We start from the raw sequence: 13,123 nt of genomic DNA, 5'->3' as shown, positions 1-13,123 counted from the left end.
CCGGTTGAGGGGGCGTGAGCCGCATGGATGCGGCGACCGAGCTTACATGGATGTACTTGCAGCGTCCCCCTCAACCGGACCCACCCTGCCAACCCGCGGATAGCCAGCTTCTGCTGTTGCTTACGCTCTGGCTCGAAGCAGGTGCAGGGCTGCAAGCCCTGCCGACCAATACCCCCAACTACCACCATTGGCCTACACATTCCTGGCTCATTCCGCTGCGATAATGCCCGCCAGGGGCGACGCGCAGCGGGCGCGGGCGTAAGCAGAATCAGGATGTAGCGTGGTCGGCAGGCAGTGGCGTTACGGAACGGGGGCGGTGCTGGTCGTGTTGCTGATGGTGCTGGCCGCGCCATGGCTCGGCCATGCGCGAACGGTCGAAAACGGCCGCGATTACCTGCTGGTCGGCGCCGCCACCGATGAGCCCACCCCGCATCGCGCCTGCACGCCGGAGATGCTGTCCGGCGACCGCCAGCAGGTCACCGTCGAAGCGCCGCCCGAAGGCTGGTCCGGCGAGCCGCAGGCGCTGGATGTGTTCAACGTGTTCGCTGGCGAAGTACGCCTCAAGCATGGCGACCGCGAGATCTGCGGCAACATGCACGACGCGCGCACCCGCGATTCGCGCTTCCGCGCCGGCATCGGCATGGTCGCGGTTCCGCCGGCCGGCAGCCATGAGCCGTTCGTGGTGTCCTGGCAGCGGCCGTTGAAGGCGCGCTGGGTGCCGACCCTGCTGCTCGGTGCGCCCAGTCCCGTGCAGCAGAACGACACCGCTCGCCTGCTGGTGCGCGCGGCCTGCATCGCCGTGGCCATCGCCCTGGCGCTGTCGGCGCTGATGGCCTTCCTGACCACGCGTGACCGCACGTTCCTGTTCTATATCGCTGCCACCGTGGTGCTGGTGCTGTGGCAGTCCATCCTTGGCGGCCTCAGTGGCTACCCCGAACCGTGGCTGCCGATCGGCGATCGCGGTCCCTGGTGGCTGCTGTCGCTGACGGCGGCGACCCTGGCATTGGTGCTGCCCGCGCTGTGGCGGCTCAACGGCGGTGACCGCGTGCTGCCGCGTTCGCGCCTGGCCCAGCAGCTGCTGCTGTGGGGCCTGATCGGCGTGGCCGTGCTGGTGCCCTGGCTGCAGCGGGAGAGCCTGGCGGTGGTGGCGCGGGTGCTGCAGGCCTGCTTCGTCGGCGGCTGCCTGCTGTCGCTGGCCATGGGCGTGTGGGCGCGCGTGCGCGGCGATGCCTGGGCCGTGGCCGGGCTGGCCTCGCTGTCGCCGATGCTGGTGCTGGTGGTGGCCGATGCGACCCGCGCGCAGTGGCTGTTCGAATACCGGGTGGAGGCGCTGCAGCTGGCCGTCACCTGGCTGCTGATGATGGCCGCCTACGCGCTCAACCAGCGCCTGGGCCGGCTGCGCCAGCAGCGCGACGAGATGCGCCAGCTGGCCGAGACCGACATGCTGACCGGCCTGCCCAACCGCCGCGCCGGCCTGCAGCAGCTGGACCAGCAGCTGCAGCGGGTGCAGCGCGAGGGCGGCACGCTGGTCATCGGCTTCCTCGACATCGACCTGTTCAAGGACATCAACGACCGCCACGGCCATGCGGTCGGCGACCAGGTGCTGGTGGCCGTGGCCCAGGCCCTGCGTGCGGCCGTGCGCCACCAGGACGAGGTGGTGCGCATGGGCGGGGAGGAGTTCCTGCTGCTGCTGCCGGGCATGCCGCGCGAGCTTGCCGCCACCCGCCTGGAGCAGCTGCGCCAGCGCATCACCGAACTGTGCCAGGACCTGCAGGTGCCGGGCCTGGAAGTGACCGCCAGCATCGGCCTGGCGCAGTGGCGACCGGGCGAGGACGACCTGGCCGCGCTGCTGCGGCGGGCCGACCATGCCATGTACGTGGCCAAGCGCAGCGGTCGCAACCGGGTCTTCGACGGCGAAACCGTCGATCCATTGCTGCCGGCGTGACCCGGGCGGGGCGGGGATGGCCGATAATGGGGCCATGACCACCCGACTCAACAAATACATCGCCGAAACCGGCTTCTGCTCCCGCCGCGAGGCCGATCGCCTGATCGCCGCCCGCCGGGTCACCGTCAACGGCCACCCTGGCGGTACCGGCGCCGTGGTCGGCGAAGGGGACACCGTGCTGGTCGACGGCCAGCCGCTGCAGGTGCGCGTGGCCCGCAAGCCCGGCGCCCGCCGCCACGTCTATATCGTGCTGAACAAGCCGGTGGGCGTGACCTGCACCACCGAAAGCTCGGTCAAGGGCAACATTGTCGACTTCGTCGGCCACGAGCAGCGCATCTTCCCGATCGGGCGCCTGGACAAGGATTCCGAGGGCCTGATCCTGATGACCAGCAACGGCGACATCGTCAACCAGATCCTGCGTGCCGAGAACGGCCACCAGAAGGAGTATCTGGTCGCGGTCAACAAGCCGGTCACCGATGAGTTCCTGCGCGGCATGGCCCGCGGCGTGCGTGTCCACGACCAGATGACCCTGCCGTGCCGCACCTCGCGCATCGCCAAGTTCGGTTTCCGCATCACCCTGGAGCAGGGCCTGAACCGGCAGATCCGCCTGATGGCCGCCGCGTTCGATTACCGCGTCACCCAGCTGCGCCGCGTGCGCATCGACAACATCAAGATCGGTGCGCTGAAGCCGGGCCAGTGGCGCAACCTGACCGAGCAGGAACTGCGCGGGCTGCTGCCCAAGCAGCAGGACTGGTAATGCCGGCGGCTGGCCGGCCGTTCCGGTGAACGGAATGCCGGCCCGCATCAGCTAGACTCGGCGGTGACCTGCCGGAACATGACGCTGCATGATCAAGCCCGACAAGCCTGCCAACGAAGCCCAGCGCCTGGAAGCGCTCTACCGCTACCGCATCCTCGATTCGGATCGCGAGAAGTCCTTCGATGACCTGGTGGTCATCGCCAAGGCCGTGTGTGGCACCAGCATGGCCGCGGTCACCCTGATCGATGTTGAACGGCAGTGGTTCAAGTCGATCCAGGGCATCGATGCCGCCGAGAACCTGCGCAGCGAATCGATGTGCGGCCACGCCATCCTGCAGCCGCGCGAGGTCATGGTGGTGGAGGATGCGCAGCAGGACATCCGCTTCCACGACAACCCGGTAGTGACCGGTGATCCGCACGTGCGCTTCTACGCCGGTGCGCCGCTGATCAGCAGCGATGGCCTGCCGTTGGGCACGCTGTGCGTGTTCGATCCCAACCCGCAGCACCTGGCCCCGGACAAGGCCGAAGCGCTGGCTGCGCTGTCGCGCCAGGTCATGCTGGTGATGGAGCTGCGCCGCTTTGCGCTGGATATCCAGAGCCACATGGTGCAGCGCGACGATTACGAGCGCCTGCTGTCCGAGTATCACGACGTGCTGCTGGCGCAGAACGCCGACCTGACCGAACAGAGCCGCACCGACGCGCTGACCGGCCTGCCGAACCGGCGCGCGATGACGGCCGCCCTGCAGGACGCGGTGACCAGCGCCGATGGCCAGCCGCGGCAGACCTGCGTGGCCCTGGTCGACATCGACCACTTCAAGCACATCAATGATTTCCAGGGCCATGCCACCGGCGACCGGGTACTGGCCGAACTGGGCGTGCTGCTGCGCTCGCATTTCTCCGGCCGCGGCATGGCCGCGCGCTATGGCGGCGAGGAATTCGTGGCGCTGATGCCGGACGTGGACCTGCGCACCGCAGAACTGCAGTGCGAGTTCCTGCGCATGGCCGTGGCCGACCTGCCTCTGGGCTTCCCGGTGACGGTCAGCATCGGCGTGGCCCAATACCAGGCCGGCGAAACCACCGACCAGACCCTGGCCCGTGCCGACGCGGCGCTGTACCGGGCCAAGGGCAACGGCCGCAACCGGGTGGAACTGGCGCCGTAACCCGCTGCGCGGCACGGGGGGGCCACGACCTGACGGGCGCCTGCCTCTGGCGGGCCGTCTCAACCACTGCGATGTCATTGCCACATCATGGCGTCCTCCCCCTCTGCAAGGACGCCGCCCATGCTGCAGACCCTGGCCGTTGCCCACTACCGTTCGTTGCATGACCTGGTACTGCCGCTGCAGCGGTTGAACGTCGTCACCGGCGACAACGGCAGCGGCAAATCCAGCCTGTACCGCGCGTTGCGCCTGCTGGCTGAAAATGCACAGGGAGGCGTGGCCGCCGCGCTTGCCCGCGAAGGCGGGCTGGGTTCGGCACTGTGGGCTGGTCCGGAAAAGATCGATGCGCGCGTGGTGCGCGGTGAAATTCCCTTGCAGGGCACCGCGCGGCAGGAATCGGTCAGCTTGAAGCTGGGCTTTGCCACCGACGAGTTCGGCTACGCCATCGACCTGGGCTACCCGCCGCCCAGCCTGTCCGCGTTCGCGTTGGACCCGCAGATCAAGAGCGAGGCGATCTGGGCCGGCCCGTTTCTGCGCAGTGCCACTCAGCTGGTTGACCGGCGCGGCGTGCTGCTTCGCCGGCGGCGTGGGACAGGGTGGGGCGTGGTTGACGATCGCCTGTCCGTGTTCGACAGCCTGTTCACCCAGGCCGGTGATCCGCAGCGCATGCCTGAGGCCATCGCGTTGCGCGAATACATCCGCCGCTGGCGTTTCTACGATCACTTCCGCAGCGATGCTGAGGCACCCGCGCGGCAGCCGGCGATGGCCACGCGAACGCCGGTACTGCACCACGATGGGCACGATCTTGCCGCCGCCTGGGTGACGATCCTTGAAATCGGCGATCCACAGGCACTTGCCTGTACCGTCGACGATGCGTTCCAGGGCGCGACGGTGAGCTTCGAGCAAGGCGATGGAAGGCTGGCCCTGCGCTTCCATCAACCCGGCCTGCTGCGTCCGCTGTCGATGGCAGAACTGTCCGACGGTACGCTGCGCTTCCTGCTGCTGGCCGCTGCGCTGCATACGCCGCGGCCACCGCCGCTGCTGGTACTCAACGAGCCGGAAACCAGCCTCCATCCTGACCTGCTGCCCGCGCTCGCGCGTTTGATCATCGCCGCCAGTGCGCGCAGCCAGGTCTGGGTGGTGTCCCATTCCAGCCGGCTGATCGCAGCCTTGGAGCAGGCGCCGGACTGCCACTCGCTGCACCTCCACAAGGAACAGGGCCGCACGTTGTTGAGTGGTCAGGGATTGCTTGACGCTCCCGCATGGCATTGGCCGCGGCGTTGACGCCCCGCCTCACTCGGCGATGTTGCGCGCCTCGGCCGTGCCCAGGATCTCCGGGTGCTGCACCCGCTTGCGACGGTTCAGCAGCGGGTGCAGGAACACCGCACCGACGATGATCGCCACGCCCAGGTAGAACCACGGCGTCACTTCATGCTGTTCGCGCAGCAGCACCACTGCCAGCAGCACGGCATAGACCGGCTCCAGGTTGGTCACCAGCTGCACGGTGTAGGCGCTGAGATGACGCAGGGCGACCAGGGCCAGTGCAAACGGCAGCAGCGTGCAGACCCCGGCCAGCACCAGCAGCAGGATGCCGTCGTGCAGGTTGGGCACCACCCACAGCGGGCTGGCCAGCGCCGGCAGCAGGTACGGCAGCACCGGTGCCAGCAGGGTCAGGGTGAGGGTGCCGGCGCCCAGTTCCAGCGCGGTCACCGTCAGCGGGTCGGCATGGCTGACCATGCGCTTGTTGAGCGAGCCGAACACCGCCACCAGCAGCGCCGACAGCGCACCAACCAGCACCCCCAGGCGCATGCCATCGGGCACGCCGCCGACCACCAGGGCCACGCCCGGCAGCACCGCCAGGCCGAAGGCGAGTTCGCGTAGCTGGAACGGCCGCTTGGCCACCCAGGGTTCGATGATGGAGGTGAACACCGGCGCCAGGGCGATGCAGGTGGCGGCCACCGAGGCATTGGCCAGCTTCACCGCGCCATAGAAGGTCAGCCAGTGCAGGGCGACCAGCGCACCGATGCCGGCATAACCGGCCACCAGCCGCAGGGGCAGGGTGCGCAGCCCGCGCCAGACGCGCGGCAGCAGGGCCAGCATCGCCACCACCAGCAGCATGCGCCACCACACCAGCGGCAGGGCGGGCAGGGTGATCAGCTTGCCGAGGATGGCGGTGACACCCCACAACAGGACACAGAAATGGATCTGCCAGAGCGCTTTGCGGGTGTCGGGGGTCGTCATCCGTGTATTGTGCGGCAAGCACGGGGCGGCCGGCGATGGTGAGGGCCGCCTGCTGCATTCCGTCCACGGAGTCCGAGCCATGCCTGCCGACCGTCTGCTGCGGGGTTGGGCCGCGCTGACCGCGCTGGTCGCCGCCACATCACTGCTGCTGCAGTACCTGTTGCTGGTCAACGGCCCCGGCGGCAGCGTGGGCATCGCCGCAGCGACGCTGCGGTTCTTCGGCTACTTCACCATCCTCAGCAACCTGGCCGTGTGCCTGGGCTGCCTGCGCCTGGCATCGGGGCGGACGTTGAGTGCGACCCCGGCGGCGCTGCTGGCGCTGTGCATCGGCGTGACCGGCCTGGTCTATGCGGTGGCCCTGCAGGGGCTGTGGCAGCCCACCGGCCTGCAGTGGTGGGTCGACATGGGCCTGCACTACGCCGTGCCGCTGCTGTACCTGGGCGGCTGGCTGCTGCTGTTGCCGCATGGAAGCCTGCGCTGGCGCGCGCTGGGCAGGGTGCTGCTGGTGCCGGTGGCCTACCTGGGCTGGGCGATGCTGGTGGCTGCGCTGATCGGGCAGGCCCCGTATCCCTTCCTGGAATGGCAGCGGATCGGCCCTGCCGCGTTCGCGCTCAACGTGCTGCGCGTGGCCGGCGTGTTCGTGCTGGGCTGGACGCTGCTGTGGGCGCTGGATCGCTGGCGCCGTCGCTGAGCCGCTGCAGGGCCATCGCCGCGGCGGGATTGCGTGCCTTGCCCGCGCCGATGCACAGCAGGTAGACCTCGCGCGGCTGCGGCACCGCCGGTTCGGCGAGGCAGGGCAGGTCGTCCACGGGTTCGCCGCGTGACCAGCGCCGCGCACGTTCGGCCCAGCGTTGTTGCTGCGGACGCGGCAGGCCTTCGCGCAGGCGCGCCTGGCTGCGCTTGATCCGCGCATAGACGAAGCCTGCGCTGACGTCGCCGTGCAGCGGGGCCTCGTCACTGTCCTCGATCACCAGGGCCACGCCATGGCGGCGCGCGGCGGTGACCAGGTCGGGCCCATGCACCTGCGCGTTGCGCACTTCCAGCGCATGCTGCAGCGGCATGCCCTGCAGCGTCTTCGGCAGCGCGGCCATCAGCGCTTCCAGTGCCACCGCATCGGCCGGATGCTTCGGGTCGAACTGCCACAGCAGCGGGCCCAGCCGATCACCCAGCGCCAGCGCGGCCTGCAGGAACGGCGCAGCCGCGTCGACGGTGGAGGACAGGTCGCGGCGCTGCACGAGGTAGCGTGGCGCCTTCAACGAGAATCGGAAGCCGTCCGGCGTCTGTGCCGCCCATTGCGCGCACTGCGCTTCGGTGGGCGTGCGGTAGAACGTTCCGTTGATCTCGATGCAGCGCAGCGCGTGGCTGGCGTGCGCAAGCTCCTCGCGCTGCGGCAGGCCCTCGGGGTAGAACATGCCACCGCGCCACTCGGGGAACACCCAGCCGCCGATCCCGCAGCGGATCGCGGCGGGCGTCACTGGCCGTGGTCCGCGCGCCAGGGATCGTAGCTGCCGAACCACCACAAATAGCCTTCGGGATCGGCGCAGGCGTAGCCCCGGCCGCCGTAGTCCTGGTCGGCGATGTCGATGACGATGCGCGCGCCGGCTGCCTTGGCCCGCGCGTAATGCGCGTCCGCATCGGCGACGATGACGCAGGCGCTCTGGGTCTGCCGGCCGCCGACTTCGTCGGGCATCACCGCCAGCTTCGACCACTCACCGCCGTTGCTGGCCGAGCCGAGCATGATCATGCCGCTGCCGAACACCAGTTGCGCGTGGAAGACCGCCTCCCCTTCGGCGTACACCGCCTGGGCATGGAAGCCGAACGCGCGCTGCAGCCAGTCGATGGCGGCCCGTGCGTCGCGGTAGCGCAGGCACGGAATGATGGTCGAACCGGTGCTGGATGGATCGCTGTGGACCATGACACCCCTCCTATGGCACAGGGCAGGATCGGCCGACGGCCGTTACCATCGCGCGAAACCCCGGTGACGGCCTGCACATGGCCGCAACCCCTGTTCGGAGATGGTGCTGGATGAACAACTGGATTGGAGGCGCCGTGCTGCTGGCCTGCGCGACGATGGCGAATGCGGCCGAAACCGCGCCGACCCCGGCGCAGCTGCAGGACCTGGATGCGACCGTCGAGCGCGTGCGCGCGCAGTTCGACGTGCCCGGCGTGTCCGTGGCCGTGGTCAAGGATGGCAAGGTCGTGCTGGAGCGCGGCTGGGGCGTGCGTGAGCTGGGCAAGTCGGCGCCCGTACAGGCCGATACCCTGTTCGCCATCGCCTCCAACACCAAGGCCTTCACCGCCACCTCGCTGAACCTGCTGGCCGAGGACGGCAAGCTGAAGATGGACGACAAGGTGATCGACCACCTGCCGTCGTTCCGCATGTCCGATCCGTTCGTGACCGGGCAGATGACCCTGCGCGACCTGCTCTCGCACCGCAGTGGCCTCAGCCTCGGCGCTGGCGACCTGCTGTTCTGGCCGACCACCTCCTACAGCAATGCCGAGGTGGTGCAGCGCCTGGGCCAGGTGCCGCTGAAGGGTGGTTTCCGCGAGCGCTATGCCTACGACAACATCCTCTATGCGGTCGCCCAGCAGGTGATCGAGAAAGTGTCGGGCATGAGTTACCAGCAGTTCCTGCAGACCCGCATCTTCGACAAGGTGGGCATGGCCGGCACGCGCTACAACGCCGACCACCTGCAGGCCGGCGACAACGCAGCGGTCGGCCACGCCAAGTACGATTTCAAGGATCTGCGCACCGTTGCGCCGTTGACCTGGTCGAACAACGCCGGTGCCGGCGGCATCTATTCCAGTGCGCATGACATGGCGCGCTGGATGCAGGTGCAGCTGGCCGAGGGCGCGCTGGCCGATGGCACGCCGCTGTTCAGTGCCAAGACCCAGAAAGAGATGTGGCAGATGATCACGCCGCAGGCGATCGCCGCACCGAGCGTGCCCGAGCTGGAGCCGGCGCGCGCCAACTTCGCCGGCTATGGCGAGGGCTGGAGCCTGAGCGACTACCGTGGGCAGAAGCTGGTCTGGCATACCGGCGGCTGGCCGGGCATGGTTTCGCGCCTGACCCTGGTGCCGGGGCAGAAGCTGGGCGTGGTGGTGCTGACCAACCAGGAATCGGGCGCGGCGTTCAATGCCATTACCCTGAGCGTGCTCGATGCCTACCTGGGCGGCGAGAAGCATGACTGGGTCGACGCCTACGCCAAGGGCGTGGCCAAGGGCCAGGACAAGGCCGATGAAGCCTGGGCCAAGCACCAGGCCGAGCGCGCCAAGGGCAGCACGCCGTCGCTGCCGCTGGCCGCCTATGCCGCCACCTACCGCGACCGCTGGTATGGCGACATGGTGGTGTCGGCCGAGGGCAAGGGCCTGCGCCTGCGCTTTGCCAAGACCGCGCAGCTGACCGGCCGCCTGGAGCACTGGCAGCACAACACCTTCATCGTGCGCTGGGATGACCGCTCGCTCAACGCCGATGCGTTCGTGAACTTCAGCCTGGACCCGGACGGCAAGGTACGCGAGGTGCGCATGCAGTCGATCTCGGACCTGACCGATTTCAGCTTCGACTTCCAGGACCTGCTGTTCACCCCGGCCACCCCGTAACGGTAGCGCCGGGCCATGCCCGGCGAACGCCGGGAACACACCGTCCATGGGATAATCCCCGCGCTGATCTGGCGAGGGAATGTGATGTTTCGTTGGTTTGAATCCCTGATTCCGGTGTTCCCGGCCGTGGACGGCCGCATGCCGCCGCAGAAGGTGCTGCCGTTCTACCTGCACTACCTGCGCCCGGTGTGGCCGGTGCTGCTGGCCACCCTCATCGCCGGCCTGCTGCTGGCGCTGGTGGAAGTGGCGATGTTCGATTACCTGGGTCGCATCGTCGACATGGTCGCCGAGCAGCCCGGTGCCGGTTTCTTCCAGCGCCACGCCAACGAGCTGGGCTGGATGCTGTTCATCACGGTCATCGCGCGTCCGATCCTGGTCGGCCTGCACAACCTGCTGGTCAACCAGGCCATCGTGCCGGGCCTGAGCAACCGCTCGCGCTGGCTGATGCACAACTACGTTGTGCGGCAGAGCCTGAGTTTCTTCCAGAACGATTTCGCCGGCAGCGTCGCCAACCGGGTGATGCAGACCGGTACGTCGCTGCGCGAGTCGGCCGTGCAGATGGTCGATTCGCTCTGGTACATCGTGGTCTACACCGGCACCGCGCTGTACCTGTTCGCGCAGGCCGACTGGCGCCTGATGGTGCCGCTGATCCTGTGGCTGCTCGCCTATGCGGTGATCCTGGCCTACTTCGTGCCGCGCGCGAAGCAACGCGCATGGATCGCCTCGGAGGCGCGTTCGAAGGCGATGGGCCGCATCGTCGACGGCTACACCAACATCCCGACGCTGAAGCTGTTCGCCCATGGTGGCCGCGAGCAGGCCTACGTGGCCGAGTCGATCCAGGAACTGGCGGTCAAGCACCGCGCGCAGACCCGCATCACCACCGGCATGGACCTGACCATCGCCATCGTCAACGGCTTCCTGATCGCCGGCACCTGCGGCCTGGCGCTGTGGCTGTGGAATGGCGGACACATCACCGTGGGCGCGATCACCCTGGCCACCGGCCTGGTCATCCGCATCCACAACATGTCCGGCTGGATCATGTGGACCATCAACGGCATCTTCGAGGACATCGGCACGGTGCAGGATGGCATCACCACCATCGCCCAACCGCTGACCGTGCAGGACCGCGAGGACGCCGTGCCGCTGCAGGTAGCCCACGGCGGCGTGCACTTCCAGGACATCCACTTCCATTACGGCAAGAAGGGCGGGGTGATCGCCGGCCTGGACCTGGTGGTCAAGCCCGGCGAGAAGATCGGCCTGGTCGGTCCGTCCGGCGCCGGCAAGTCGACCCTGGTCAACATCCTGCTGCGCCTGTACGACCTGGAAAGCGGCCGCATCCTGATCGACGGGCAGGACATCGCCCACGTCACCCAGGAAAGCCTGCGCCAGCAGATCGGTGTGGTCACCCAGGACACCTCGCTGCTGCACCGTTCGATCCGCCACAACCTGCTGTATGGCCGCCCCGACGCCAGCGACGAGCAGCTGCGAGCGGCCGTGGCCAAGGCGCGTGCCGAGGCCTTCATCGACACGCTGGTGGACGGGCAGGGGCGTCGTGGCTATGACGCGCACGTCGGCGAGCGCGGCGTGAAGCTGTCCGGTGGCCAGCGCCAGCGCATCGCCATCGCCCGCGTGCTGCTGAAGGACGCACCGATCCTGGTGCTGGACGAAGCCACCTCGGCGCTGGATTCGGAAGTGGAAGCGGCGATCCAGGACAGCCTGGACGAGCTGATGGGCGGCAAGACAGTGATCGCGATCGCGCACCGCCTGTCGACCATCGCGCGCATGGACCGTCTGGTGGTGATGGACCAGGGCCGCATCGTCGAAACCGGTACGCATGGCGAGCTGATCGCCGCCGGTGGCCTGTACGCGCGCCTGTGGGCGCGGCAGACCGGTGGGTTCGTGGCGGCCGAGCAATAACCGTTTCGGGGTCAGAGCCCTCTCTGCGAGAGGGATCCGACCCCGGCCATGCATCCCTTGGGGTCGGATCCCTTTCCGCAGGAAAGGGCTCTGACCCCGGTGTGTTTCCGGAGACCCGCATGATCCACCCGCTCCGCCCTTTGCTGCTCGCGCTTGCCCTGGTCAGTTCAACCGCGGCCGCCGCGCCAGCCCCCGTGCACGGCGACACGCTCGAGCAGGTGGTCCTGCTCAGCCGCCACAATCTGCGCGCGCCGCTGGTGTCCTCGGGCACCCTCGCCGAAGCCACGCCGCATGCCTGGACGAAGTGGGATGTTGTCGCCGGTGAGCTGACCACCAGGGGCGGCGTGCTGGAGGTCTACATGGGCCGCTACCTCGGCCAGTGGCTGCGCACGCAGCAGCTGCTGCCGGCCACCGGCTGCCCGCAGGCCAGTGACTTCCACGCGCTGGCCAACAGCCTGCAGCGCACCCAGGCCACCGCGCAGTTCTTCATTGCCGGCGCCTTCCCCGGTTGCCACGTCGGGGTGGAACAGCGCCGCCCGCTGGGCACGATGGATCCGCTGTTCGACCCGGTGATCCACCGCGACGATGCCGGCTTCCAGCGCCGCGCCCTGCGTGCCATGCAGAAGGCCGAATCGCAGGCGCGCTTGGGCCCGGATCTGCAGGTGGTGGAGGACGTGGTGGAATACGCGGCCTCGCCAGCCTGCACGGGACGCAGCCACTGCACGCTGCGTACGGGCGACAGCCAGTTCCGCGCGGAAGCGGGCAAGGAGCCGGGGGCGTCTGGTTCGCTGGCGCTGGCCAATGGCATGGTCGATGCGCTGCTGATGGAGGATTACCAGAACGCGACGGGTACTGCGGCCGGCTGGGGCAGGCTGCACGACGATGCGCAGTGGCAGGCGCTGGCGCGGGTGCGCAATGCTTACCAGGACATCCTGTTCGGCACGCCGGAGGTAGCGCGCGATGTGGCAGCGCCGCTGCTGTCGCACATCGGTGGCGTGTTCGCTGATCCGCAGTCGCCGAAGGTAAGCCTGCTGGTGGGCCACGATTCCAACATCGGCTCAGTGCTGGCGGCGCTGGGTGCCTCTGATTACACGCTGCCGGGCCAGCGGGAGAAGACGCCGATCGGCGGCCTGCTGCAGTTCGAACGCTGGCGTGGGCAAAGCGGCGAAGCGCGTTATCGGCTGGTGTACGTCTATCCGACGCGCGCACAGTTGCGTGACGCGGTTCCATTGAGTGATGCACAGCCGCCGGGGCGGGTGGAGCTGGCGCTGCCGGGATGCGGGGAGGACGGATGCAGTGACGAGCAGTTCGAGCGCCTGTTGCATCCAGCAGTGAAGTGAGTGCCATCCACGCATGGCGTGGATCTACTGGCAAAACGGGAACATCCATGCCACGCGTAGATCCACGCCATGCGTGGATGCGGTGCAGTAGATCCACGCCATGCGTGGATGCGGTCCAGTAGATCCACGCCATGCGTGGATGAACCCATCCGCAGTGCGGACCAACG

General features: G+C 68.4%; 11 protein-coding genes. 8 read left to right on the top strand and 3 right to left on the bottom strand.

Annotated elements, in window-relative coordinates:
- Nucleotides 1–280: 280 nt before the first annotated feature.
- From IAE56_RS18260 to IAE56_RS18245, 4 genes are all read left to right on the top strand, one after another.
- Complete coding sequence (locus tag IAE56_RS18260) at nucleotides 281–1,945, top strand: diguanylate cyclase (RefSeq protein WP_108768275.1); 1,665 nt, start codon at nucleotides 281–283, stop codon at nucleotides 1,943–1,945.
- A 34-nt stretch (nucleotides 1,946–1,979) separates the two neighbouring features.
- On the top strand, nucleotides 1,980–2,702 hold the full coding sequence (locus IAE56_RS18255) for a pseudouridine synthase (RefSeq protein ID WP_079221222.1): 723 nt from the start codon (nucleotides 1,980–1,982) through the stop codon (nucleotides 2,700–2,702).
- An 88-nt stretch (nucleotides 2,703–2,790) separates the two neighbouring features.
- A complete protein-coding gene (locus IAE56_RS18250) occupies nucleotides 2,791–3,861 on the top strand; it encodes a sensor domain-containing diguanylate cyclase (protein ID WP_200753505.1) in 1,071 nt (356 codons plus the stop codon).
- A gap of 120 nt (nucleotides 3,862–3,981) precedes the next feature.
- The gene (locus IAE56_RS18245; RefSeq protein ID WP_200753504.1) at nucleotides 3,982–5,142 is read left to right on the top strand and encodes an AAA family ATPase; all 1,161 of its coding nucleotides are present in this window, start codon (nucleotides 3,982–3,984) and stop codon (nucleotides 5,140–5,142) included.
- 9 nt (nucleotides 5,143–5,151) lie between these two features.
- On the opposite strand, the gene IAE56_RS18240 is transcribed toward IAE56_RS18245, so the two are convergent.
- Nucleotides 5,152–6,099 carry a DMT family transporter gene (locus IAE56_RS18240; RefSeq protein WP_200753503.1) on the bottom strand — a complete coding sequence of 316 codons (948 nt, stop codon included), beginning with the start codon at nucleotides 6,097–6,099 and terminating at the stop codon, nucleotides 5,152–5,154.
- A 79-nt stretch (nucleotides 6,100–6,178) separates the two neighbouring features.
- Between IAE56_RS18240 and IAE56_RS18235 the strand changes: the two genes are divergently transcribed.
- Complete coding sequence (locus IAE56_RS18235; protein WP_200753502.1) at nucleotides 6,179–6,790, top strand: Pr6Pr family membrane protein; 612 nt, start codon at nucleotides 6,179–6,181, stop codon at nucleotides 6,788–6,790.
- On the opposite strand, the gene IAE56_RS18230 is transcribed toward IAE56_RS18235, so the two are convergent.
- Together IAE56_RS18230 and IAE56_RS18225 are read right to left on the bottom strand one after the other, a co-directional pair.
- Nucleotides 6,711–7,574, bottom strand: coding sequence for a DUF72 domain-containing protein (locus IAE56_RS18230; RefSeq protein WP_200753501.1), 864 nt, complete (start codon nucleotides 7,572–7,574; stop codon nucleotides 6,711–6,713). The genes IAE56_RS18235 and IAE56_RS18230 overlap by 80 nt on opposite strands.
- The gene (locus tag IAE56_RS18225; protein ID WP_108768281.1) at nucleotides 7,571–8,014 is read right to left on the bottom strand and encodes a VOC family protein; all 444 of its coding nucleotides are present in this window, start codon (nucleotides 8,012–8,014) and stop codon (nucleotides 7,571–7,573) included. The genes IAE56_RS18230 and IAE56_RS18225 overlap by 4 nt, the downstream gene beginning before the upstream one ends.
- Before the next feature lie 110 nt (nucleotides 8,015–8,124).
- Between IAE56_RS18225 and IAE56_RS18220 the strand changes: the two genes are divergently transcribed.
- The 3 genes from IAE56_RS18220 to agp all read left to right on the top strand — a co-directional run bounded on the left by IAE56_RS18220 (nucleotide 8,125) and on the right by agp (nucleotide 12,956).
- Entirely contained in the window at nucleotides 8,125–9,699 is a 1,575-nt protein-coding gene (locus IAE56_RS18220) for a serine hydrolase (RefSeq protein WP_200753500.1), read from the top strand.
- Nucleotides 9,700–9,783: 84 nt separating this feature from the next.
- Entirely contained in the window at nucleotides 9,784–11,616 is a 1,833-nt protein-coding gene (smrA, locus tag IAE56_RS18215; protein ID WP_200753499.1) for a multidrug efflux ABC transporter SmrA, read from the top strand.
- A gap of 119 nt (nucleotides 11,617–11,735) precedes the next feature.
- Nucleotides 11,736–12,956 carry a bifunctional glucose-1-phosphatase/inositol phosphatase gene (gene agp / locus IAE56_RS18210; protein ID WP_200753498.1) on the top strand — a complete coding sequence of 407 codons (1,221 nt, stop codon included), beginning with the start codon at nucleotides 11,736–11,738 and terminating at the stop codon, nucleotides 12,954–12,956.
- Nucleotides 12,957–13,123: the final 167 nt, after the last annotated feature.

The organism is Stenotrophomonas sp. S41 (genome assembly GCF_016624625.1).
Classification (GTDB): Bacteria; Pseudomonadota; Gammaproteobacteria; order Xanthomonadales; family Xanthomonadaceae; genus Stenotrophomonas.
Note: the sequence above shows the minus strand (reverse complement) of the source record. Positions and strands in the feature narration are given on the sequence as shown.

Excerpts from the sequence above, each read along its gene's own strand:
- IAE56_RS18255 (WP_079221222.1), top strand. The coding sequence starts at position 1,980 with ATGACCACCCGACTCAACAAATACATCGCCGAAACCGGCTTCTGCTCC.
- IAE56_RS18250 (WP_200753505.1), top strand. The coding sequence starts at position 2,791 with ATGATCAAGCCCGACAAGCCTGCCAACGAAGCCCAGCGCCTGGAAGCG.
- IAE56_RS18245 (WP_200753504.1), top strand. The coding sequence starts at position 3,982 with ATGCTGCAGACCCTGGCCGTTGCCCACTACCGTTCGTTGCATGACCTG.
- IAE56_RS18240 (WP_200753503.1), bottom strand. The coding sequence starts at position 6,099 with ATGACGACCCCCGACACCCGCAAAGCGCTCTGGCAGATCCATTTCTGT.
- IAE56_RS18235 (WP_200753502.1), top strand. The coding sequence starts at position 6,179 with ATGCCTGCCGACCGTCTGCTGCGGGGTTGGGCCGCGCTGACCGCGCTG.
- IAE56_RS18225 (WP_108768281.1), bottom strand. The coding sequence starts at position 8,014 with ATGGTCCACAGCGATCCATCCAGCACCGGTTCGACCATCATTCCGTGC.
- IAE56_RS18220 (WP_200753500.1), top strand. The coding sequence starts at position 8,125 with ATGAACAACTGGATTGGAGGCGCCGTGCTGCTGGCCTGCGCGACGATG.
- smrA (WP_200753499.1), top strand. The coding sequence starts at position 9,784 with ATGTTTCGTTGGTTTGAATCCCTGATTCCGGTGTTCCCGGCCGTGGAC.
- agp (WP_200753498.1), top strand. The coding sequence starts at position 11,736 with ATGATCCACCCGCTCCGCCCTTTGCTGCTCGCGCTTGCCCTGGTCAGT.